The 22,616-nt window shown below is 37.5% G+C and carries 23 protein-coding genes; 1 reads left to right on the forward strand and 22 read right to left on the reverse strand.

Going from position 1 to position 22,616, the window contains the following annotated elements; all coding sequences use genetic code 11:
• Positions 1-112: 112 nt before the first annotated feature.
• The 19 genes from spoVT to metG all read right to left on the reverse strand — a co-directional run bounded on the left by spoVT (position 113) and on the right by metG (position 19,847).
• Positions 113-649 (reverse strand): stage V sporulation protein T, encoded by a 537-nt coding sequence (gene spoVT / locus ABDZ91_RS04575; protein WP_343796773.1) that lies wholly within the window; start codon positions 647-649, stop codon positions 113-115.
• 268 nt (positions 650-917) lie between these two features.
• Positions 918-4,451 (reverse strand): transcription-repair coupling factor, encoded by a 3,534-nt coding sequence (gene mfd / locus ABDZ91_RS04580; RefSeq protein ID WP_343796775.1) that lies wholly within the window; start codon positions 4,449-4,451, stop codon positions 918-920.
• A gap of 104 nt (positions 4,452-4,555) precedes the next feature.
• The gene (fin, locus tag ABDZ91_RS04585; protein ID WP_343796777.1) at positions 4,556-4,786 is read right to left on the reverse strand and encodes an anti-sigma-F factor Fin; all 231 of its coding nucleotides are present in this window, start codon (positions 4,784-4,786) and stop codon (positions 4,556-4,558) included.
• A gap of 66 nt (positions 4,787-4,852) precedes the next feature.
• Entirely contained in the window at positions 4,853-5,410 is a 558-nt protein-coding gene (gene pth / locus ABDZ91_RS04590; RefSeq protein ID WP_343796779.1) for an aminoacyl-tRNA hydrolase, read from the reverse strand.
• 150 nt (positions 5,411-5,560) lie between these two features.
• Entirely contained in the window at positions 5,561-6,208 is a 648-nt protein-coding gene (locus ABDZ91_RS04595) for a 50S ribosomal protein L25/general stress protein Ctc (protein WP_343796781.1), read from the reverse strand.
• Positions 6,209-6,297: 89 nt separating this feature from the next.
• Positions 6,298-7,251 (reverse strand): ribose-phosphate diphosphokinase, encoded by a 954-nt coding sequence (locus ABDZ91_RS04600; protein WP_343796783.1) that lies wholly within the window; start codon positions 7,249-7,251, stop codon positions 6,298-6,300.
• 23 nt (positions 7,252-7,274) lie between these two features.
• Positions 7,275-8,648 (reverse strand): bifunctional UDP-N-acetylglucosamine diphosphorylase/glucosamine-1-phosphate N-acetyltransferase GlmU, encoded by a 1,374-nt coding sequence (gene glmU / locus ABDZ91_RS04605; protein ID WP_343796785.1) that lies wholly within the window; start codon positions 8,646-8,648, stop codon positions 7,275-7,277.
• Positions 8,649-8,903: 255 nt separating this feature from the next.
• The gene (gene spoVG / locus ABDZ91_RS04610) at positions 8,904-9,197 is read right to left on the reverse strand and encodes a septation regulator SpoVG (protein WP_343796787.1); all 294 of its coding nucleotides are present in this window, start codon (positions 9,195-9,197) and stop codon (positions 8,904-8,906) included.
• 176 nt (positions 9,198-9,373) lie between these two features.
• Positions 9,374-9,757, reverse strand: coding sequence for a RidA family protein (locus ABDZ91_RS04615; protein ID WP_343796789.1), 384 nt, complete (start codon positions 9,755-9,757; stop codon positions 9,374-9,376).
• Between the two features lie 31 nt (positions 9,758-9,788).
• Positions 9,789-10,598 carry a pur operon repressor gene (gene purR / locus ABDZ91_RS04620; RefSeq protein ID WP_343796791.1) on the reverse strand — a complete coding sequence of 270 codons (810 nt, stop codon included), beginning with the start codon at positions 10,596-10,598 and terminating at the stop codon, positions 9,789-9,791.
• Between the two features lie 85 nt (positions 10,599-10,683).
• Positions 10,684-11,553: a 4-(cytidine 5'-diphospho)-2-C-methyl-D-erythritol kinase gene (ispE, locus tag ABDZ91_RS04625; RefSeq protein ID WP_343796793.1), complete on the reverse strand. Its 870-nt coding sequence runs from the start codon at positions 11,551-11,553 to the stop codon at positions 10,684-10,686.
• 275 nt (positions 11,554-11,828) lie between these two features.
• On the reverse strand, positions 11,829-12,008 hold the full coding sequence (locus ABDZ91_RS04630; protein WP_343796794.1) for a small, acid-soluble spore protein, alpha/beta type: 180 nt from the start codon (positions 12,006-12,008) through the stop codon (positions 11,829-11,831).
• Between the two features lie 291 nt (positions 12,009-12,299).
• The gene (gene veg, locus ABDZ91_RS04635; RefSeq protein WP_343796796.1) at positions 12,300-12,569 is read right to left on the reverse strand and encodes a biofilm formation stimulator Veg; all 270 of its coding nucleotides are present in this window, start codon (positions 12,567-12,569) and stop codon (positions 12,300-12,302) included.
• Between the two features lie 254 nt (positions 12,570-12,823).
• Positions 12,824-13,726, reverse strand: coding sequence for a sporulation peptidase YabG (gene yabG, locus ABDZ91_RS04640; protein ID WP_343796797.1), 903 nt, complete (start codon positions 13,724-13,726; stop codon positions 12,824-12,826).
• A 136-nt stretch (positions 13,727-13,862) separates the two neighbouring features.
• Positions 13,863-14,741: a 16S rRNA (adenine(1518)-N(6)/adenine(1519)-N(6))-dimethyltransferase RsmA gene (rsmA, locus tag ABDZ91_RS04645; RefSeq protein WP_343796798.1), complete on the reverse strand. Its 879-nt coding sequence runs from the start codon at positions 14,739-14,741 to the stop codon at positions 13,863-13,865.
• A complete protein-coding gene (gene rnmV, locus ABDZ91_RS04650; protein WP_343796799.1) occupies positions 14,734-15,297 on the reverse strand; it encodes a ribonuclease M5 in 564 nt (187 codons plus the stop codon). Before rnmV ends, rsmA begins: the two co-directional genes overlap by 8 nt.
• A 104-nt stretch (positions 15,298-15,401) precedes the next feature.
• A complete protein-coding gene (locus tag ABDZ91_RS04655) occupies positions 15,402-16,598 on the reverse strand; it encodes a resuscitation-promoting factor (RefSeq protein WP_343796800.1) in 1,197 nt (398 codons plus the stop codon).
• Between the two features lie 227 nt (positions 16,599-16,825).
• Positions 16,826-17,593 (reverse strand): TatD family hydrolase, encoded by a 768-nt coding sequence (locus ABDZ91_RS04660; RefSeq protein ID WP_343796801.1) that lies wholly within the window; start codon positions 17,591-17,593, stop codon positions 16,826-16,828.
• Positions 17,594-17,891: 298 nt separating this feature from the next.
• The gene (gene metG / locus ABDZ91_RS04665; RefSeq protein ID WP_343796802.1) at positions 17,892-19,847 is read right to left on the reverse strand and encodes a methionine--tRNA ligase; all 1,956 of its coding nucleotides are present in this window, start codon (positions 19,845-19,847) and stop codon (positions 17,892-17,894) included.
• A gap of 452 nt (positions 19,848-20,299) precedes the next feature.
• Here metG and abrB point away from each other — a divergent pair, with 452 nt between their 5' ends.
• Positions 20,300-20,584: a transition state genes transcriptional regulator AbrB gene (gene abrB, locus ABDZ91_RS04670; RefSeq protein ID WP_343796803.1), complete on the forward strand. Its 285-nt coding sequence runs from the start codon at positions 20,300-20,302 to the stop codon at positions 20,582-20,584.
• Positions 20,585-20,664: 80 nt separating this feature from the next.
• Here abrB and rsmI read toward each other — a convergent pair whose 3' ends face one another.
• The 3 genes from rsmI to ABDZ91_RS04685 are packed head-to-tail and all read right to left on the reverse strand — an operon-like array spanning position 20,665 to position 22,565.
• On the reverse strand, positions 20,665-21,543 hold the full coding sequence (rsmI, locus tag ABDZ91_RS04675; RefSeq protein WP_343796804.1) for a 16S rRNA (cytidine(1402)-2'-O)-methyltransferase: 879 nt from the start codon (positions 21,541-21,543) through the stop codon (positions 20,665-20,667).
• Positions 21,521-21,808 (reverse strand): GIY-YIG nuclease family protein, encoded by a 288-nt coding sequence (locus tag ABDZ91_RS04680; protein ID WP_343796823.1) that lies wholly within the window; start codon positions 21,806-21,808, stop codon positions 21,521-21,523. The genes rsmI and ABDZ91_RS04680 overlap by 23 nt, the downstream gene beginning before the upstream one ends.
• The gene (locus ABDZ91_RS04685) at positions 21,798-22,565 is read right to left on the reverse strand and encodes a tRNA1(Val) (adenine(37)-N6)-methyltransferase (RefSeq protein WP_343796805.1); all 768 of its coding nucleotides are present in this window, start codon (positions 22,563-22,565) and stop codon (positions 21,798-21,800) included. The genes ABDZ91_RS04680 and ABDZ91_RS04685 overlap by 11 nt, the downstream gene beginning before the upstream one ends.
• Between the last annotated feature and the right edge of the window lie 51 nt (positions 22,566-22,616).

Below are 22,616 nucleotides of genomic sequence, written 5' to 3' on the forward strand. Positions count from 1 at the left end.
GCGCTGGAGCTGGCCGGAGACCCATTTCATGCAAAGTTATACACAAGCGGCGATTTTATAATTTCCTAAACAATGAAAAAAGACAGCACACGCTGCCTTTTTTCATTCAAACCTATTGCTCCATTTGTCTAGCTAAAAAGCCTGCAGCTGTTTCCACTGCTTTTTGTTCTACTTCCCCAACTGTGCCTTCTTTAGAGAAAATAATGACCGCACCGATTGGATCTCCATTAGCTACAATTGGTCCCGCTGTATAGGAATTTAACGTTTCTGAATGACCATCTACAAGGGCAACCTCACTTTGCTGTGTCACTAACACAGAGCTTCGATCATCCATTATTTTTTCTACGACTTCACTAATGTTTTTATTCATATACTCTTTCTTGGAGCCGCCTGATACTGCAATAACCATATCACGGTCACATATAATGACTGGATTTCCTAAACTATCATAGAGTGCTTCAGCATATTCTTTCGCAAAATCACTTAATTCACTTATTGGTGAATACTTCTTTAAAATAACTTCTCCATCGCGATCTACGAAGATCTCTAAAGGATCCCCTTCACGAATTCGTAATGTTCTTCTAATTTCTTTTGGAATGACGACTCGTCCTAAATCATCAATACGTCGAACGATACCAGTTGCTTTCATCTTATGCTGCCTCACTTTCATCTGTTGGTTATGTTCAGTAAAGAATTGTTTTCAAATTTTACAATTCATTACCTTATTTGACCTTAGTATTTTTCATATGGAAAGTTCTATACATTTCACAACATATTTTCTTTCCTTTTATAAAACATGGAAATAACGGAACAATTCCCCAGCGGTTGGAATGTACCTTTTATTTACCCATATTACCAACAGTTAAACAGCTTAGACGGTTACAACTACGTTACACTTTTATTGCATGGTTTCATCATTATGAAACATAATCTTTTTCTTTTAAGGATTCAGCCATTCCAATAACCAGTTCATCTAATATCCCAAGCCATTCATCCGGTTTCATCCTTTGGATATGGAGGACGACCTTCAATTGAGATCCTTCCATCCCTAATCCTACTTTTCTTCCATATTTCCCTGTCATCATAAATAGCTTTTGCCCATCTACTAATTGGCTTCCAACTTCCGTAACGGTAATGGTTATAGAGTCCTTTACTTGTTTAATGTTTTCAATTTTAACTTGAGCAGCTCTGACCTTGATTTCTGAAACAGTAAATAATCTCTGAACCTCGATTGGGTAATCACCAAATCTGTCAGTCATTTCTTCTTTCAGTTCTTCTACTTCCTCAAGTGAAGTGAGAGAACGGAATCGTTTATACATTTCAATCTTTTGCTGTCCATCAGGAATATAAGCATCTGGAATATAAGCATCTATTTCTAAATCTATTTCAATCGTAACCTTTTCTTGCTTTTCTTCACTCGGGCCTCGCCTTTGTTCAATGGCTTCCTTCAACATTTCAGAATATAAATCAAATCCAACGGAGTCAATAAACCCGTGTTGTTGTGCTCCAAGTAGATTTCCCGCTCCACGAATGGACAAATCTCTCATGGCAATTTTAAAACCAGAGCCTAGTTCAGTGAACTCCTTGATTGCCTGAAGTCGTTTTTCAGCTACTTCTGTTAAGACCTTATCCCTTCTGTAGGTAAAGTAGGCATAGGCTACACGATTGGTTCTCCCTACTCTCCCTCTAAGCTGGTAAAGCTGAGATAACCCCATCTTATCTGCATCATGGACAATTAACGTATTCACGTTCGGGATATCGACGCCTGTTTCAATAATGGTTGTACTCACTAATACGTCTGCTTCGCCTTCTATAAAACTTAAAATGACCGACTCCAACTCTGTTTCTGTCATTTTTCCATGTGCATAAACCACTTTGGCCTCTGGGACTAGCATAGAAATCTCTTCAGCTTTTCTTTCAATATCTTCTACTCGGTTATATAGAAAATAAACTTGACCGTCCCTTGATAGCTCTCGTTCAATAGCTTCTCTAACAAGCGAACCATTGTATTCCATGACATATGTTTGAACAGGGAAGCGGTTTTCTGGTGGCGTTTCTATAACAGAGAGATCCCTTACGCCTAGCATAGACATATGAAGCGTTCTCGGTATTGGGGTTGCCGTTAGTGTGAGAACATCTACATTTGCTTTTAATTGCTTGATTTTCTCCTTATGCGTAACTCCGAACCTTTGTTCTTCATCAATAATGAGCAAGCCTAAATCATGGTACTGAATATCTTTTGATAGAATTCGATGAGTACCTACAACAATATCAACAGTACCGTTTTTTAACCCTTTAACCGTCTCTTGCTGTTGTTTACGGGATCTAAATCGACTCATTAGACCTATATTGATAGGAAAATCCTGATATCTTTCACGCATGGTCTCGTAGTGCTGCTGTGCAAGAATAGTAGTCGGTACAAGAAAAGCTACCTGTTTACCATCCATAACTGCTTTAAATGCCGCGCGAATTGCGACTTCTGTCTTTCCGTAACCTACATCACCACATAATAACCGATCCATAGGCCGTTCTCTTTCCATATCCTTTTTTATCTCAAATATAGATCTTAGTTGGTCTTCTGTTTCTTGATAAGGAAAGCTTGTTTCAAATTCTCTCTGGAGATCACTATCTGGTGAAAAGGCGTACCCTTTGGATGCTTCCCTTTCTGCATACAGTTTAATAAGGTCATCTGCAATATCTTGGACAGATGATTCAACCTTCTTTTTCACCCGCTTCCAATCACTACCTCCAAGCTTATATATCTTGGGCTCCTTACTTTCAGATCCAACGTATTTCTGAATGAGATCAATCTGTTCAATCGGGACAAATAACTTATCATCGCCTTGATAGCGTATGTGGAGGTAGTCTTTGTGGACCCCGTTAATTTCTAACGTTTCAATTCCTAAATATTTACCAATCCCATGATTAACATGGACGACATAGTCGCCCGTTTTTAGTTCTGAATAATTTTTAATTCTTTCAGCGTTAGATAGCTTCTGTTTGCGTGTTGATTTTCTTGTTCTCTTCTGAAAAAGTTCTTCCTCTGTAATCAGAGCTAATTTATGAAGTGGTAACTCAAATCCACTTTGGAGCGGCGCATGAGCAATTTGTGTTTTACCCTTCACTAACTTGGATGAGTCTTTGAGGAGAAGCAACTCTATTTCATAATCATTCAATACTCGCTCAAGCTTCTTAACTCTCTCTTCATCTGAACCTGTAAAAATAACAGTAAACCCACTTTTCTGCCATCGACCCAGCTCTTGCTTTAATAAATTCATTTGACCATGAAAGTGCTGCATTGGTTTACACGAAAAACTCACAATATTTTGCGGGCTTGAATTTGGAACATGCTTTAAGAAGAGCGATAGATACAAGATTAGGCTTCGGCTACCTTTAATACAAGCATCCAATGAGTGTGAGAAAGAAATATCGTGTATCATTTTTCCTTCAGATAAAAGACCGGTATACCAGTCTAGCTCTTCTTTTTCTAACGTCTGATTGGTCTCTACTATGCGGTTATATTCGTCTATAAATAGGATTGCATCTGCTGGTGCATAATCTAGTAAACTTGCAGGATGCTCAAACGCTAAGGAAAGGTACCGATATGTATATTCATCTTTATGCTGATGGATTCTCTCGAGCTCCATAGAAATATGTTCTACTAATTTTCTTTTAACCTGATCATCCTTTAGCTTCTTTAAACTCTTCGCTCTACCTTCCTCTAAGCCATTAGTCATCCGTTGTAGGTGCTGTTCATTTAGTACAGCTTCTTGTGCCGGTCCAATCGTCACATGTTTCAGCTTATTTTTTGACCTTTGATCTTCAATGGAAAAAGTACGAATGGAATCTATTTCAGTATCAAATAACTCTATTCTATATGGATCCTCATCCGTTAAAGTATATAAATCGAGTATGCCACCCCTTAAACTAAATTCACCAGGTGACTCTACCATTTCCGTACGGGTGTATCCCATCTGAACAAGTGAACGAAGAAGTTGATTTAAATCTAAATCATCTCCCAACTCAAAATGAAGTTGATGGTTTTCCCACACTTCTTTCGGAGGCAGAAGCCTCCTTAATCCTGCAATTGGGACTAATAAAACTCTTACATTCCCTCTAATTAGTTGATTCAGTGTTTCAATTCTTTGAGCTTTTAATTCTGGACTAGCTGCACTGAATTCGGCGGCTATTAAATCATTTGCTGGGTATAAATATAAATATTCCTCTGAGATAAAGGAGCTTAAATCATCATATAACTTCTGAGCTTGTAACAGGTTGTACGTAAGTATAATCACTGGTCGATTTGTTTGTTGCTGAACCGTCGCCATTAAGGTTGCTCTTGATGATCCAGACAAACCGGTAATGAGTTGTTCATCTAGTCCCTCATTGATACCCTCTAGTATTGAACGAACATCATCTTGATCCAGAAAATATTGAAGCAATCCTTCCAATGCTTGCCCCTCCCAAAAACTTCAATTCCAAAATACATATTAGTTGTCTAATGCATCTGATTTGAAAACAGAAAAATGCTTTGGATGGTTTGTCCAAAGCTTGATTATTGAATAAGAAAATCTGAATGGTGTAACTCAGGATTTCTTTCTAGTGCTTCCTGGCAATCTTCACATATAGTCTGAACATGAATATCACCATTTGGATGATATTGAATCATTTCTTGACGTTCTTCTTCTGTTAATTTATGAAACCCTAACTGTTCAGTATGCAAAGAAACTTGATTTAGAGAACCTATATTTGTTCCACAATGCTTACAATTATAATGGAGTGCCAATTTTTCTCCTCCTACTAATGACATTTTTCATTAGTATTTACGTTTAGAGAAAAAATTATTCTACCCTTAATTGTATTCATTCATTACTTGTATAAATGGTTTTGTAAGCCATACCTCACACGCATCCGCACAGGTTTTAATCACTTGTTTCATTTCTTCTTGTTCCTCTGGCCTAAATTTACCTAAAACATAATTAGGTACCGGGATCCCTGGTTCGGGTCTGTCAATCCCGATTCGGACACGATTAAATTCTGTAGTCCCTAAATGTTGAATCATGGATTTAATTCCGTTATGACCGCCTGCACTACCTTTTTGTCGTAGTCTTATTTTTCCTACTGGCAAATCAAGGTCATCATACAAAACAACAATGTCTGATGGTTCAATTTTGTAAAATTGACAGACCTCGCTTACTGATTCGCCTGAGAGATTCATATAGGTTAAGGGCTTCAATAGAATAAAGGATTCCCCTTTATAAGTTCCCTTTCCTAATAAACCTTTGTGTTTTTGCTGATTTAATGGGGTTTGTAGCTGTTCTGCCAATTGGTCTACTACCTCAAAGCCTATATTATGTCTTGTTTTATCATACTGTTGTCCTGGATTTCCTAAGCCAACAATTAACTTCATGACTCCACCTCGTTATACTCTTTTTCCTATTGCTGATTTTACCAGAAGAAGAGTTGGAAATGTAAGAAAAGCTTGAAAGGCGTAACCAATCGGTTACGCCTTTTTATAAAATAACAAGTTGATTTCTAACTTATTAAAATTGAGCACCTTTTACTCGTCAGTTGATTCAGGTTCCGTTTCCCGGCCTTCTTCTTTTTCCGGAATTCCTTCTGCCTGTTCTTCACCGGAGTCTATCTCTTCTTCTTGCTTAGGAGGTAGAATGGATGCAATGACTAACTCATCTTCGTTAGTGATTTGATAATTGGTTGCTTTTGAACGCAAGTCTGCTACAGTAATCGTCTCGTTCACTTGAAGATTCGTTACATCTACTTCAATGGTCTGAGGAATTTCACTCGGTTTTGCTTTGACAGTCAATGCATGAGTTGATTGCTGCATAACACCACCATCTTTGACCCCAGGTGCATCCCCAACTAATGTTACTTGAACTTCAACATCTATTTCAGCCGACATGTCGACTGCATAAAAATCAGCATGAATGACTTCATTTTTTATAAAATCTTGTTGATAGTCCGTTAAAATCACATTGGTTGAAGATCCATCAATCATGAGTGATATAACGCCATTTCTACCTGCTTCTCTCATGGTTTTAATAAAATCGGCTTCGCTAATAGAAATCGGTGTATTCCCTACCTTACCACCATACACAATGGCTGGAATATTTCCCTTTAATCTTAATTCCCTTAAAGTTGAATTTCGTGAAATTTCTCGTTTTTTGGCTTCCAATGTATGTGTTGCCATATTTCATTCACACCTTTCTTCGGAAAAAGACGATTTGATACAAGCTCCTATATAGTTTTTTCCTTAAATAGAAAGGTATAAACATCTAATTAAAAAAGTGTTGAGACAGACTGCTTCTCATAAACACGAATAATCGCTTCTGCAATTAGTGGAGCTACAGAAAGTGGAACTACTTTATCGATCTTCTTCTCGTCTTGAAGCTCAATTGTATTTGTCACCACTAACTCCTTAATTTTCGAATTTTCGATTCTCTCAATGGCAGGGCCAGATAATACTGGATGTGTACAAGAGGCATAGACCTCTTTTGCACCATTTTCAATAAGGGCATTGGCAGCTAGGGTAATGGTTCCTGCTGTATCAATGATGTCATCAATTAAGATAGCAATCTTCCCATCAATATTACCAACGATATTCATAACCTCAGCAACATTTGGACGTGGACGACGCTTATCAATAATCGCGATTGGAGCTTTTAATCTCTCTGCCATTTTTCTGGCTCTTGTTACTCCACCATGATCAGGAGAAACAATGACAATGTCCCCATCTAATTCTTTCCCTTTAAAATAATCAGAAAGAATAGGAACACCCATCAGATGATCGATTGGTATATCAAAAAATCCTTGAATTTGTGGGGCATGTAAATCAAGGGCAATCACTCTTGATGCTCCTGCTGTTTCTAAAAGGTTAGCTACAAGCTTAGCTGTAATCGGTTCACGAGCACGCGCCTTTCTATCTTGACGAGCATAACCGTAATAAGGCATGACAATGTTAATCGTCTGAGCTGATGCACGCTTTAATGCATCAATCATAATGAGAAGTTCCATAATGTTTTCATTGACTGGAGAGCTAGTTGACTGTATGACAAACACGTCACAACCACGGATACTCTCTTCAATGTTAATTTGGATCTCGCCGTCACTAAAACGAGATACGGAACACTTACTTAAACCGACACCAATAACTTTTGCGATTTCTTCAGCTAAACCAATATTAGAATTTAGCGTAAAGAGCTTAAGGTTTGTATTTTCATAATTGCTAGGCATGGGAGAACCTCCAAATTATTTATTTATTCTTTGTTGTGACTAAGTTTAGATACGTAATTTTCTTTATTTACCTGACGAGCCCTAGCAATGGTCAAAGCATCACCTGGAACATCCTCAGTAACAGTGGAACCAGCAGCAATATAAGCACCTTTTCCAATCGTTACGGGAGCAACTAGGTTTGAGTTACATCCTACAAATACATTGTCCTCTATCTTAGTTAGATACTTGTTTTTCCCATCATAGTTGACCGTGATAGAACCACAACCTAGGTTGACATTAGAGCCTACCTCAGCGTCTCCGATGTAGCTTAAGTGAGAAGCTTTACTTCCTTCACCAAAAGTTGCTTTCTTAACCTCTACAAAGTTTCCAATTTTAACTTGATCCTGTAAAGCAGAATGTGGTCGGATATGAGCGTATGGGCCAATTTGCACCTCATTTCCTACTTCACTATCAGTTAGTACGGACTGACGGATTTTTGTATTGTTCCCAACTTGGCAGTTACTAATTTCTGAAAATGGCCCAATATAGCAATCTTCTCCTATTTCTGTCTGGCCCTTTAATATAGTTCCAGGTAGAAGAGTAGTATCTTGACCGATTTTTACCGTAGCATCGATATATGTGTTGGCTGGATCAATGATTGTTACTCCATTTAACATATGCTGACGGTTAATTCGTTCCTTCATGATTATTTCCGCACGGCTAAGAGCTAGACGATCATTAACGCCCATTGTCTCATCAAAATCTATTGTTTGATAGGCTGCAACTTTATGTTCTTCACGTTTTAGTATTTCAATAACATCCGGTAGATAATATTCCCCTTGAGAATTATCATTCGAAACTTGGCTTAATGCCTGGAATAATAACTGGTTATCAAAGCAGTAAGTGCCTGTATTGATTTCCTGAACTAATTTTTCATCTTCAGATGCGTCTTTGTGTTCCACTACTTTTGCTACAGTACCGTCATCATTACGGATGACTCTTCCGTAACCAGTGGGGTCATCTGCATGAGCTGTAAGTAATGTAACTGCTGCATTTTCATCTTCATGCTGTTTAATCAACGCTTCTAGGGTATCTGCGGTTAGGAGTGGTGTGTCTCCACATAACACAAGAGTAGTTCCGGACTTTTCGGATAATTGTTCCTGCGCCTGCATAACAGCATGCCCTGTACCCAATTGCTCTTCTTGTAGTACGTAATGGGATGCATCCCCTACCTGTGACTTAACTTTTTCAGCCCCATGGCCGATTACGGTGTAAATGGAATCTACATTAAGTTTAGATACGGCATCAATCACATGCTGCACCATTGCTTTTCCACAAACAGGATGCAACACCTTATATAGTTTCGATTTCATTCTCGTACCTTTTCCAGCTGCCAAAATGACTGCATAGCGGTTCATAAAATGCCTCCAATATTTAATACTTTTCATTGTTGTTCTTATAGATCGATTTAATCGATTATTTAGTAAACGTTCTATATTAATCAACTTGAATATATCTTAAAAGTCCACAACTTTCAAGGTAAGACACGAAAGTACATATAATTGTAAATAGATGAATGAATGGTGTTTGGGGAATACTTTGGAGGAGGAAATTTGGCAAAATAAAAGAGCCTTACTTCATAAGTAGGCCCTTGTTGTCTGTATTACTAAATTTTAAGAAGCTCCTGCTTCTTCATACTCTACTTCTTCTACATCTCCCAAACGGTGGTATTCCGCTAGTACGGCTTCCTGAATTTTTCCTCTAGTGCCTGAATTAATAGGATGTGCAATGTCGCGGAATTCTCCGTCTGGAGTTCGCTTGCTTGGCATTGCAACAAACAAGCCGTTGTTTCCGTCAATAACACGAATGTCATGGACAACAAATTCATTGTCTAATGTTATCGATGCAATTGCACGCATACGACCATCAGTATTGACGCGTCTTAATCTTACGTCTGTAACTTCCACCCTGTTCACCACCTTTTCCCCTGGATAAATCTAGTACTAAGTATTCTACTTTTTTTTATAAATTCCTTCTTTATTTGTAAAATTTTTCGAAATTTTTTTAGAACTAAGGTTTATTATCGGGAAAATAGTGTTAATAATTAGTTTTCTATACTTTTATGTAGTTATATTCATAAACTTTAAGCTGGGTTTGTTACTAATGCAATAACTTCAATCTCTACAAGTGCATCTTTTGGTAATCTTGCCACTTCCACAGTAGATCTAGCAGGTTTATGGTTTGAAAAATATTCTCCATATACCTCATTGATAGTAGCAAAGTCATTCATATCTTTAATAAATACCGTAGCTTTAACAACTGATTCAAGTGATGAGCCAGACTCTTCTAAAACAGCTTTAAGATTAGCAAAAACTTGATGAGTTTGTTCGGCTACTCCTCCCTCAACCATTGTTCCATCTGGAAGTAGTGGAATTTGCCCTGAGCTATAAAACATATTATTGACAATGATCCCTTGTGAATATGGCCCTATAGCTGCTGGAGCTTGATTCGTAGCTACAATTTTCATAAACAAAATCCCCTTTAATTTGAATTTAATTTTATAAAGTTCCTTTTGTAACTTTTATCTGTTTCTCTTTAATATTTACTTCAGAAAGTTTAACAACAGAATAATAATGGTCAACTAACCTTTCTTCTGGATGCTCAGCTTCTACGAGTACGCCAATCCCTGCTACATTTGCATTGAATTCTTCAAGTAAACTTTTCATGCCGTTTATCGTTCCACCGGCCTTCATAAAATCATCAATAATTAGAACGTTGCTTCCTTCCTGAAGGCTACGTTTAGATAAAACCATCGTTTGAATTCTTTTCATAGAACCCGATACATAGTTAATACTAACTGTTGAACCTTCTGTAACCTTACTATCCCTTCTTACTATGACAACGGGGACATTTAGCTCGCTAGCAGTCGCATAGGCCAACGGTATTCCTTTTGTCGCGACGGTCATAACAACATCTACTTTTTCATTAACAAATTTAGCCGCAAACAGTTTTCCAACGACTTTAACTATTTTGGGATCTCCCACAATATCTGTCATATATAAATAACCACCAGGCAGTAGGCGATCGGGCTCTGATAACCGATTCATTAACGAATGAGTAAATTGCTCCGTTTCTTCATCCGATACGGAGGGAAAATACTGCACTCCTCCAGCTGCGCCCGCAATTGTCTTTAGTGTCCCGAATCCACGTTGCTCGAAGGTCTCTTTAATAATAGCCACATCTTCACTGACAGAAGACTTCGCAGCTCCATATCGATCTGCAAATAGAGTTAAAGGAACAATCTGACAGGGATGTTGTAGTAAATAATGTGTCATATCAATTAGCCGTTCACTTCTTCTAAACTTCACAATCTTTCACTCCTACTATAAGAAGATTCATTCCACGCTTCTTATAACCGAATATTTTATCGTTATTTTGCCACATTGTACGGTTTTAGGCAAGTTCAGATTGTTCACCAATAATTCGTACTGCATACACTTGATCACAAAAACCTCGTAAGGCATTGTATATACGGTGCAGTCTCGATTCATACTGAACCAATCCAAATACTGTTGGTCCACTACCACTCATCAATACCGCGTCAGCACCGAACCTTATCATTTGCTCTTTTATCGCAGTAACTTCTGGGTGCATTTGTAATGTTACACTCTCGAGTACATTCCCCACATTTCGACAGAGTCCTTGATAGTTATTTTCCTTAAGAGCCTCAATTACCGCTTTTGTATTTGGGTGAGAAACTGAATTCACATTTAACCTCTTATAAACATCCGCAGTCGAAACACCGATTGTCGGCTTAGCTAATATAACCCAGCAATGCGGCGGAGAAGGTAAGGGTGTAATAATCTCACCACGGCCTTTGGCTAAGGCAGTCCCTCCATGTACACAAAAAGATACATCAGACCCTATCTGTGCCCCTAAATCCGCTAGTTCATGATTACTTAGCCCTAGGTTCCACATCGAGTTTAAACCTCTCAAAACAGCCGCTGCATCACTACTACCACCTGCCAGACCAGCAGCAACCGGAATGTTCTTTTCAAGTGAAATGGTAACTCCTTGCTTGATTTGATATTTTTCCTTTATAAGCTTGGCCGCTTGATACGCTAAATTTCGATCGTCATCTGGTACAAAACGATATTGTGAATGTAATTGAATATCACCACTTGTACATTCTTCAATTTCTATACGATCGGCTAAATCAATTGTCGTCATGACCATCTCTACCTCATGATAGCCGTCATCCCGCTTATAAAGCACATCCAAGGAAAGGTTTATTTTGGCAGGTGCTTTCAATAAATATTTCATGTATATCGACCCCAACCTACGATTCCGCATTTTTATCGTATTTTATCATATTTATGTATAGATATTGAATTTTCTTCAGAAAACTTAATCCTTTTGTTGAAAAAAGTCGAAAAAACATATTATCTATAATATGAATTAAACGCTAAATTTCATAAAATAACCATGTTAAGATTATACACTTAATGTGGTGCAGCTTATAACATCAAAAGGAGGGTTTTTATACCCTCCTCTAGTTGTCACAACTATTTAGATTGATGTACCAAGTAACGACCCTCTTATTTTTTCGCTTGTAGTAACTGTTGTTCTGCAAGTTCAATGGCTCGTTTAACCATATTCCCTGCATCACGAGCTCTGATTCCTCCCCAGCCTTCTTGCTGCACAACATCATAGAAACCAAGCTCTTTAGCAAGCTCCTCTTTAAAGTGATCTGACATGATACCTCTTCTTCTTGCCATGACCGCTTCCCCCTTTTCATATACACACTTCAAGCTTAAAAGCATATTGGGAAATGTGTATCCTAGGATGAATACTAAACACCATGAAACAAATAGTTGTGACATGTTTTATTTTGTACAAAAGTATAGAATTAACTAAACCTTTTAAAGGGAGTTGACCAATAAAAAGGAAGGGACCTATAAATAGGTCCCTCCCCTATGTTCTGTCTGATATAACTTATTTTTAAACGAACAAGAATTTAGTAAGTAATCAAGGAAAAATAAGCAAACAAAAAAGCAGCAAACTAATGTCTACTGCTGCCCTAGAGCTAGGCTCCCGTTTTGTTCTTCGTCAAAAGTTAACTGTACAGTTTGTGTAAGGATATCGGCATAGCTGTATGAAACACGTTCAAAAGCATTTTCTTCTTGGTCCAACTCAACGACAAAAACGGAAGGATAAGTTTCAGCTAATACGCCTGAGCGCTCAATCGTTTTACGTCGACCGCCATTTGCTTTTAGCATCAATCGCTTCCCTAATTGAGAATCTAAATTTCTTTTTATATCTGCTAACGTTTTTGGCATTTCCGTCCACCTCGCATGATTTAATTATACCAAAGGGGAGGATAATAGTCAAATAAATTTTAAATTATATCAACCATTAAAAACATTTGTCAATGATTTTTCGTCTACAAATCCTCCTTTATTTCTACATTTTCTATCATAAACCATTTACTTCCTAAATATGTATGAAATATAGTATGTTTTTTTCGAATATGCGTAAATAAATCGAGGGAGTAAAGAAAACTCGCCAATCGGCGAGTCTTTACGAGTTGTGATTACTCTCCCCAATATTCTTCCTCATCAAGATCCTGAATAGGATTGAATGGAGCACCTGTTCTTAATACTCCTTTTGTTTCAATCCCACCTAGGCCTTTTTCACCTGTCAACGTGTTTCTTAAAACATCCCATACATGAATACGATCAACAAAAGGAGTAAAGCTGATCTTTGCAACAATATAAACAGGATCTAATGCATGGATATTAACTCTTGATGGTGAACTGGCAAAATTAGCTCCAGATTGAATCAGCGACTCAAAATGAGATTGACAGGCACCAGCAAAGATGACTAATTGATCAAGGCTAGGTACTTTTAATCTAGCTTTTTGGACGGTTTTCACAAAATGTCTAGAATGCCTATATGCATTTAAATCGGATTTTTTCCCTTTTGTTTTTGAATATGAATCATGTCCTGTTATCACCAAAATGTCTGGTCTATACTGATCAAGCAGTTCCTCAATCCGATGAGGCATCTCCCGCTCTAAACAATGCACCCCATACACGGGAACACCAATTTTTTCATACATCGCTAAGCATTTCTGCAGGTAGGAAGGATCTCCATCAATATGAAGAACCCTTCCTGGAATTTGAAAGTAAGTAGCTTGCGTATCATAGCCCTTTGTCGAATCATATTCTTGTCTTTCCTTTAAAAGCTCTACATCCTGTCGAAATAACTGCAATGAATGATTTTCTAAGGAGCGAAATTCTCTTTCAAAACGCAGTTGCTCGTTTTTTGGAATGAGAACTAAATCCTCTAATGGGGCATCTGCTATTAAACGAAAATCTTGCCCTTTTAGTATGGCTTTTTTCTGTCCGTACTCTTCCTTAATATCTAAAACTTGAAATAATATATCGCATTGATAGGAGTTTCGACCAACAATGTCATTTCTTTTTATAATCACAATTTCTCACTCCATGCATGTTGCCTATAGATTCTCTACCTTAGGCTATGCATGGGATAGGCCGTTTGTGAAAGGAAATGAGTATGCTTATGTTCACTAGATTGAAATTCACCAGCACTATTTGGAATAAACTAAGTCATTTGAAAATCGGATGCAGTGCATTGGCTAAATTAGCAAATTCATCTATACTCAATGTCTCCCCTCTACGTTGTGGATCGATATCAACAGAATCTAATGCAGCTAGTATTTCATCTTTCTTTATCTTCCCATCTGGTAAACCATTTGTTAAGTTGTTCAATAATGTTTTTCTTCTTTGTGCAAACGATGTTCTTGTTACAGTGAAAAAGAACTCTTCATCTGTAACCCTCACAGGAGGCTGCTCACGACGTGTTAACCTAACTACCGCTGAATCCACATTAGGTTGGGGCATAAAAACGGATTTAGGAACAATCATGACCTTCTCAGGCACTGTGTAATATTGAATTGCAATCGACAATGAACCATATTCTTTTGTACCCGGTTCAGCAGCGAGTCGATCTGCTACTTCCTTTTGCATCATCACAACAAAACCTCTGACTGGTATTTGATCATGAAGTAGCTTCATCAATATCGGTGTTGTCACATAGTATGGTAGGTTTGCTACAACCATAACATCTTTTTGCTCTATAAAATGCTTTTTCATTACAGTACTTATGTCAGCCTCTAATATGTCTTGGTGTAAAATCGTAACCTGAGGATATTCCTGTAGGGTATCTTCCAAGATAGGCAACAATCGTTGGTCAATTTCAAAGGCAACTACTTTTTTACAAGATTTAGCTAATTGTTCTGTTAATGCACCGATACCGGGGCCTATCTCGATTGCGCCACTTTCCTCGGTTAAATCAGCGTAGGAAACAATTTTTTTCAATATGTTAGGATCAATTAAAAAATTTTGCCCTAGACTCTTTTTAAACGAAAACCCGTATTTTTCTAATATTTCTCTTGTCCTTACTGGAGTTGCAATATCTTTAGTCATGGTACCCCTCCTGCTCCAAGTAGCGTAACGCGTCCGTAAATTGTTGTTTAGTTATACGAAAGGTTAATAACCTCTTATGTAGCTGTTTTCCATTAGCATAGCCTATCTTTAAAAACTGCCCTAATTTCTCTCTTCTCTTTTTAGAATCCCCACCTGCAATGAGGCCCGCAAGAATCAAGTCTTCATGTGTGATTACTTCTTCAACTTCTTCATTGGTAGTATAGGCATGTTGAAGCGCTTGCTGGATGGCTTCGCTAGAGGCATGTTCAACTCCAACTCCTTTTCCACGCTTTTGAATCGCTTCATTTTTAGGTAGGAAAGCATGTTTACATCCTGGTACCTCTTTATCGATGATTGAACGTATTCTTTGACCTGGATAGTCTGGGTCAGTAAATACAATGACTCCTCTTTTTTCTTTTGCTAATTTGATTTGGTCTATAACATATCGAGGTATGGCTGAACCATTCGTTTCAATTGTGTCCGCCTGTACAGCCCTTTTAACGGCGACCGTATCATCTTTACCCTCAACAACAATGACTTCTTTAATCTTTCTCATCTTTTTTCCTCAATCCTGTAACATTTATGTAATATTATCGTCTATTTATATAGAATAACTCATTTTTAAACAAACAAAAAACAGAGGAAGAGAAATCCTCTGTTTTACTCTAATATCGTTATTTTAACTTTTTTTACGCCCCAGCGGTAGGCCTCAGCCTTTGTTGGGAAGAATACATCAATTTTATTCCCTTTGATAGCAGAACCTGTATCCCCAGCAACAGCATGGCCGTATCCCTCTACATATACTTTTGTACCTAAAGGAATTACACTTGGGTCGACTGCAATTACTTTCATGTCCGGATTTTGACGTAAGTTAATTCCTGTCGTTGTGATCCCCGAACAACCTGTACAATAAGCGGTATAAGCCGTTGAATTCACATAAAACTCTTTGCCATTTACAGGTTCAGAGCCACGCGAAATACTAGCTACCTGCACTTGGGTTCCAATTGCAACTACTTTATCCTGACTATCTTTTAACGTCTTTGTTTCTACTAGTTTACGAGAAACTTCTTTACCATTTTCCATTACTACTTCATATGTTTTGGATACCAGGCCTTCTTGACCTTGTTGAACTACTTTTTCTGTACCCTTTTTCAAGCTTGAGTCATTCTTCGTTACAACGGCATAATCAACAGCTTCTTCCACTACATCGGTGACTTTTTCTACTCGAACAACGCTAATCTTACTTTCGTTGTCGATGGTTTGCTCTAACTTTGGCTCAACTTTGTCTAGTTCGTTCAGTTGAACACCTTGCTGTTTTAAAAAGTCAGCGACCGTAGTCGAAGTGGACCAAACGTCCTTTTCTTTACCGCCATCTACTAACGTAACTTGAAATGCTTCCTCAATGGTTACATTTAAGCCACTTTTTATTTCTGTTTCTAAGCCTGGTACTATTTTATCTTGCTCTTTTACAGAAATATTTTGATTCTTTAACAGCTCTTCTACAGAATCCGCTGTCGTCCAGACTTTGTTTGGTTCTTTATCGTTAAATGAAATGGTTACCTGCTTAGCTGGTTCCCAGGCGATTTCTAAGTTGTTCTTAATCTTTGTATCTGCCTTAGGAGATAGAAAATCCTCTGCACGGACCTGTATCTCTAAATCTTCTAAAATATCATTTACAGTATCGGCATGTGTTTTAACGATTCTCTCTTCACCGTCTATCGATATGGCAACCGTTTTTTTGGTACCTTCGTATACCATAAACGATAGTGCGATTAAAAAGATGACAGCACCGAATGAAAGCAGTAAAAGTCTCCCTTTACTCATTTCGGAAAACAGGTTTTTCAAGTGGTTTGTCACGATGAAAAACGCCTCCTTCTCACGGAAGTGATTATATAGAGGTAACTATCAATTGTCAACCCTTAACCTCATTTCTGCGATTTAGAATCTATTATGCACGACTCACAGAAAAAAGGAAAGGAAGACTTATCGACATGGTTATCCTATGATTCAATGGAGACTTGTAGAACTTTAGAGAATAAGAAAAAGGTTGGACAAGCTTAAACAGAATTCGACAATAAGTGATGTCAGGATATGCCGAAAAGTTTCTTGGCATTTACAGTCGTCTGATTGGTTACTTCCTCATAGCTCAACCCCTTAAGGTTGGCGATTTCTTCTGCAACCAAGGTTACATATGAGGGTTCATTCCGCTTCCCTCTATTTGGATGCGGGGCCAAGTAAGGACAGTCTGTTTCAATTAAAAGTTTATCTAATGGTATAGCCTCTGCAACTTCCTTTGGCTTTTTAGCATTCTTAAATGTAACAGGCCCGCCAAGAGAAATATAGAAATTCATATCCACACATTGTTTTGCAATTTCGACACTACCACTAAAACAATGCATGATTCCTCCTACTTCTTCTGCACCCTCTTCTCTCAAAATAGCTACAATATCCTCAGTAGCCTCTCTATTATGAATGATAATAGGGAGCTTTACCTTTTTTGCAAGTTGAATTTGTTTTCTAAACACTTCTTTCTGTACATCTTTCGGAGATTTATCCCAGTGATAGTCTAATCCCATTTCTCCCAAAGCTACGACTTTTGGATGCTTTGAAAGTTCTTCTAAATACTGTAAATCTTCCTCAACCATATCGATAGCATCAACAGGATGCCACCCTACACTTGCATATAAAAAATCATATGTCTCCACTAATTCTATGGCTCTTTTTATAGTTGGTCGATCAAACCCGACCACCACCATGTTCTGCACACCCTGTTCAAGAGCTCTTTTAATAACTACCTCTAAATCGTCTTCGAATTGTTTATCATTCAAATGAACGTGTGTATCAAATAACATTTTATCTCTCCTTTTAAAGTAGCAGCTTCCTTATTTCCTTCATAGGGGTAAATATTTACTTTTTTTGAAATGGTCAGAATACATATACCGCATACTGTTATCTTAAAAAAACTTTATTATTGTTTTTGTATAATATTTTCCATTAGTGTTACAAATTTTAATGTTGAAGTTTTAAATATAAATTAGATCTACCAAGACTAGATTTAATAGTAGTGGAAGCCATGAAATAAAAAACATAGGATTGTAACACGCAAAGTTCCACGTGAAACATTCCTATGTTTTACCAATATAGTAAAATTTATTTTACTTGAGCACCAATTTCTAATTCATCACCAACGGTTGCTAAAGAAAGAACACCATCTTTTTTACCCGCCAATATCATACCTTCTGATAATTCTCCGCGAAGCTTTACTGGCTTTAGATTTGTAACACAGATTACTTTTCTGCCAATTAACTCTTCTGGTTTATAATGTTCTGCAATTCCTGAAACTACTTGTCGTTTTTCATATCCTAAATCTAATTGTAGTTTTAATAATTTATCCGCCTTTTTAACAGGTTCACAATGAACGACTTTTGCAACTCTTAAATCCACCTTCATGAAATCATCAATTGTAATCTCATCTGTTTCAGGCTTTTCTTCAATGGAAGCTTTTGATTCTTCTTTAACGCCACCGGACATTTGATCTTTAATATATTGAACCTCTTCTTCCACTTCTAGGCGTGGGAACAATGGTTTCCCTTTATTAACCTTTGTTCCTGCAGGAATACGGCCAAATTCTGTCAAGCTATCCCATGATTTTAATGCTAAATCTGTAATTTGAAGTTGATCAAAAATCCCACTAGGAGTCTTCGTTAAGAATGGTTGTAAAAGCACAGCAATCCTTCTTAAAGATTCCGCTAAATGAACCATTACACTACCCAGTTCATCCTTCTTCGCCTCATCTTTTGCTAACACCCATGGCTGCGTTTCATCAATAAACTTGTTTGTACGACTTACTAACTGCCATAAAGAGGCTAGGGCAACTGAAAACTCCATATTTTCCATTGCTTCTTCATACTTTTGAACGGTTTCTTCATTCATCTTAAGTAAGCCCTGTTCAAATGAGTTGTTAGAACCCTTGTAGGTCGGGATTTCTCCATCAAAGTATTTATCAATCATAGCTACAGTACGATTCAGGAGGTTACCTAAGTCATTTGCTAAATCAAAGTTAATTCTTTCTACAAACCCTTCCGGTGTGAATACCCCATCTGAACCAAATGGAACTTCACGCAATAAATAGTAACGTAATTCATCTAATCCGTATCGATCAATTAACGTAACCGGATCCACTACATTACCTTTTGATTTAGACATTTTACCGTCTTTCATTAGTAACCAGCCATGACCAAACACTTTCTTAGGAAGAGGAAGATCAAGTGCCATTAACATAATCGGCCAGTAAATCGTATGGAATCTTATTATTTCCTTTCCGACAAGATGAACATCAGCAGGCCAATATTTCTGATACTTCTGATCATCTTCACTTCCATAGCCTAATGCTGTTATATAGTTTGAAAGAGCATCAATCCAAACATAAATAACATGTTTTGGATCACCTGGGACTTTAACTCCCCAATCAAATGTTGTTCTAGATACAGCTAAGTCTTCAAGACCAGGCTTGATAAAGTTATTCAACATTTCATTTTTACGTGATTCTGGTTGGATAAACTCGGGGTGATCTTCGTAATACTGAACAAGTCTATCTACATACTTACTCATCTTAAAAAAGTAAGATTCCTCTTTAACTTTTTCTACCTCACGGCTACAGTCTGGACATTTCCCCTCATTTAATTGACGCTCTGTAAAGAAGGATTCACAAGGTGTACAGTACCAGCCTTCGTATTGATCTAGATAAATATCCCCCTGCTCAACAAGTCTTGCAAAAATCTTTTCGACAGCATCCTTGTGCCTTTTCTCTGTTGTACGAATAAAATCATCATATGAAATGTCTAACTTATCCCATAATGTCTTAATACCAGACACAATATTATCAACGTATGCTTGAGGAGTTACGTTCTCTTCCTCTGCTTTTCTTTGAATTTTTTGTCCGTGTTCATCCGTTCCGGTTAAATACATGACATTAAACCCTCTCAGGCGCTTATAACGTGCCATCGCATCTCCTGCAACCGTTGTATAGGCATGCCCAATGTGAAGATTACCACTTGGGTAATAAATAGGTGTAGTTATATAAAACGTTTTTTCTGATTGTCCCATCTAAATTGCCTCCTAAATTCTATCAATTGAAATATGTAAATTATAACTCTTGCAATTTACATGCATAGAGCAGTGCTAACCGTAACATCTCACACTTCTATTTTAACGTATACCTATATAATTGTAACCTTTTCAGGATGGTCTCTATTCCTTTTTCTTGCAAAATATACATGAAAGAAGGCATTAAATCAAGAGTTCTACTATTCATGTCGAATGTGGTGAATTTTGTCGAATTATCTTCACGAGGAGGGGTTTCATATATTTTCCCCAAAGTTCCCTTAAACCCTGTCCTATAAGGTTCATAGTTATTCTTTTTAAAAATTGGTCTGGCCAATAAAATAAAATTATTGACGGATTTGGGAATGGCTGGTATTATAAATACATGAAATTTGTCGAATAATGGCGAAATTGATAAAAAAAAGATAGATATAAAATGAGAGGAGATTTTCAAAATGAAATCAACTGGTATTGTCCGTAAGGTAGACGAATTAGGTCGTGTGGTTATTCCTATCGAGCTACGTAGAACATTAGGTATTGCTGAAAAAGACGCTTTAGAAATCTATGTAGATGATGACAAGATTATCTTAAAGAAATATAAGCCTAATATGACTTGTCAAATCACAGGTGAGGTTTCCGATGATAACATTGCTCTTGCCGGAGGAAAGCTTGTCCTAAGTCGCGAAGGTGCAGAAATGCTTATTAACGAAATCCAAAGCCACCTAACAGTTGCAAAATAAGTTTTACATATAAGAAAAGCTTCTTTCCCATAGAAAGAAGCTTTTTTCTTTCACTATATAGTTCGTTTGCTAGTTTCCTTTTATGTCTCTTGTACATGAAAAGTTTGATAAACATCCCTCTTAGGCATGGAACGATCAATAGCTGTCTGTTTAATGGCTTCCTTTGATGAAAGTCCCTTTTCTTCTATATAAAAGTTTACATGCTCAACAACCGATAACGATCCCCACCAAAGGTCTTCCAATTCGGATATTTCTTCTGTAGACCCTTCAACAATTAAACATATTTCACCTTTTAGTGGCTCTTCCTGTAAAAGTGTTACAAGCTCCTCGAGTGTTCCATGCAAATATTCTTCATGGACTTTTGTTAACTCTCTGCAAATGGTCGCCTTTCGAATACCGAATGTTGTTAATAAATCTTCAAGAGTTTGTTTAATTCGGTGAGGGGCTTCATAAAAAATTAGAGTTTCTTGCTTTCCTCGTAATCCCTCTAACTCCCTCTTTCTATCTTTCTTATTCCTGTTTAAAAATCCATGGAAGTAAAAGGGTTGTGGCATAATTCCCGAAGCAATCAGTGCGGTAATACCAGCATTTGCTCCCGGTAAAGCAATAACTGGTATACGCTCTTCCTTACACTTTGCGACGAGTTCCCATCCAGGATCAGAAATAGCTGGTAATCCAGCATCGGAAACCAGCGCAACCTTCTTGCCTTCTAAAATAGAAGCGATTAGTTTTTCACCACTCGTTTCCTTATTATGTTCGTGATAACTAACTAATGAAGTTTGTATCTCAAAGTGATTACATAGTTTTATCGTATTTCGAGTATCCTCCGCAGCAATTAGGTCTGCTTCCTTCAGAACTTCAATCGCCCGAAAGGTCATGTCTTTTAGATTCCCAATTGGTGTAGGGACGAGATAAAGCGCCCCTCTATCTTCCTGTTTATAGCTTTTTTGCTTCCACATGTTGCTGCCCCACCTTATTATGAAGGTATTGTTCTTTCTGCTTCCTGGTTAATTGCTTAAATGCATATTCCTCTTGTAGTGCTTCTCTTTTTGATTGAAAACTTTCATAATAAATACATGTAACCGGTAAGCGTGGCCTTGTATATTTGGCCCCTTTTCCACTATTGTGAGTAAGCACCCTTTTCCCCACATCTGTAGAGTAACCTGCATAAAACGTTCCATCAGCACATTCCAAAACATACATAAAATGATTGTTACGATCCATCATTACCTCCACCACCATTTTTCCCGTACAATAATTCTCCAACCTGTTCAGAGTATTGATTGTCATCCTTATATATGAAGAGAGGTGGAAGTACTTTTAAGTCTGGATTCCCATCTTTTACTCCTTCAATCAAGATTATGTTAGCTTCTTTACCCGGTTTAGGATACACAAACTGAAGCCGTTTGGGTTCTAATCTATATTCTCTCATCAATGTAAACAAATCCATTAAGCGCCCTGGTCGGTGAACGATTGATACTTTTGCTCCTGATTTAGCCAATTTTGAACAAGCAGCAATTACATCTTCTAGAGTACACGCAATTTCATGGCGAGCAAGAGCATAGTGTTCATTTCGATTTTGAATCTCTTTTGAAGGTGTTTGAAAATAAGGCGGATTACAAGTAATGGCGTCAAACTGCCCCTGCCCCAGATGTTTTGGCATCTCTTTTAAATCACCATGTATCATCTCAATCTGATTTTCTAGATGGTTGTAAGCAACACTTCTAACGGCCATATTATGAAGTTTCCCTTGTAACTCTACTCCTATAATAGGAGCTTTCGTACGTCCCGAGAGAAGAAGTGGAATAACACCGTTTCCACTGCATAAGTCCAGGATTTTTCCTTTACGGATAGGAACATAGGCAAAGTTTGCTAGTAAAACAGCATCAATAGAAAAGGAAAAAACAGATGAGCTTTGGATAATCCTTAGACCTTCCGCATATAAAAAATCTAATCTTTCATCCCCAGTTAACCAATCCATAAATAAACCTTCCATTCTGTTACAATCTTAGAAAAAGAGCCTTCCTTAACT

Origin of the sequence: Bacillus carboniphilus, from assembly GCF_039522365.1 — a bacterium.
Taxonomy (GTDB): domain Bacteria; phylum Bacillota; class Bacilli; order Bacillales; family JC228; genus Bacillus_BF; species Bacillus_BF carboniphilus.

What these genes read in the sequence shown, in the direction of transcription:
- spoVT (WP_343796773.1), bottom strand. Translation starts at nt 649, where the DNA reads ATGAAAGCAACTGGTATCGTTCGACGTATTGATGATTTAGGACGAGTC.
- pth (WP_343796779.1), bottom strand. Translation starts at nt 5,410, where the DNA reads ATGAAGTTAATTGTTGGCTTAGGAAATCCAGGACAACAGTATGATAAA.
- ABDZ91_RS04595 (WP_343796781.1), bottom strand. Translation starts at nt 6,208, where the DNA reads ATGGCAACACATACATTGGAAGCCAAAAAACGAGAAATTTCACGAAAT.
- ABDZ91_RS04600 (WP_343796783.1), bottom strand. Translation starts at nt 7,251, where the DNA reads ATGCCTAGCAATTATGAAAATACAAACCTTAAGCTCTTTACGCTAAAT.
- glmU (WP_343796785.1), bottom strand. Translation starts at nt 8,648, where the DNA reads ATGAACCGCTATGCAGTCATTTTGGCAGCTGGAAAAGGTACGAGAATG.
- ABDZ91_RS04615 (WP_343796789.1), bottom strand. Translation starts at nt 9,757, where the DNA reads ATGAAAATTGTAGCTACGAATCAAGCTCCAGCAGCTATAGGGCCATAT.
- ispE (WP_343796793.1), bottom strand. Translation starts at nt 11,553, where the DNA reads ATGAAATATTTATTGAAAGCACCTGCCAAAATAAACCTTTCCTTGGAT.
- ABDZ91_RS04630 (WP_343796794.1), bottom strand. Translation starts at nt 12,008, where the DNA reads ATGGCAAGAAGAAGAGGTATCATGTCAGATCACTTTAAAGAGGAGCTT.
- veg (WP_343796796.1), bottom strand. Translation starts at nt 12,569, where the DNA reads ATGCCAAAAACGTTAGCAGATATAAAAAGAAATTTAGATTCTCAATTA.
- rsmA (WP_343796798.1), bottom strand. Translation starts at nt 14,741, where the DNA reads ATGACTAAAGATATTGCAACTCCAGTAAGGACAAGAGAAATATTAGAA.
- rnmV (WP_343796799.1), bottom strand. Translation starts at nt 15,297, where the DNA reads ATGAGAAAGATTAAAGAAGTCATTGTTGTTGAGGGTAAAGATGATACG.
- ABDZ91_RS04660 (WP_343796801.1), bottom strand. Translation starts at nt 17,593, where the DNA reads ATGTTATTTGATACACACGTTCATTTGAATGATAAACAATTCGAAGAC.
- metG (WP_343796802.1), bottom strand. Translation starts at nt 19,847, where the DNA reads ATGGGACAATCAGAAAAAACGTTTTATATAACTACACCTATTTATTAC.
- abrB (WP_343796803.1), top strand. Translation starts at nt 20,300, where the DNA reads ATGAAATCAACTGGTATTGTCCGTAAGGTAGACGAATTAGGTCGTGTG.
- rsmI (WP_343796804.1), bottom strand. Translation starts at nt 21,543, where the DNA reads ATGTGGAAGCAAAAAAGCTATAAACAGGAAGATAGAGGGGCGCTTTAT.
- ABDZ91_RS04680 (WP_343796823.1), bottom strand. Translation starts at nt 21,808, where the DNA reads ATGGATCGTAACAATCATTTTATGTATGTTTTGGAATGTGCTGATGGA.
- ABDZ91_RS04685 (WP_343796805.1), bottom strand. Translation starts at nt 22,565, where the DNA reads ATGGATTGGTTAACTGGGGATGAAAGATTAGATTTTTTATATGCGGAA.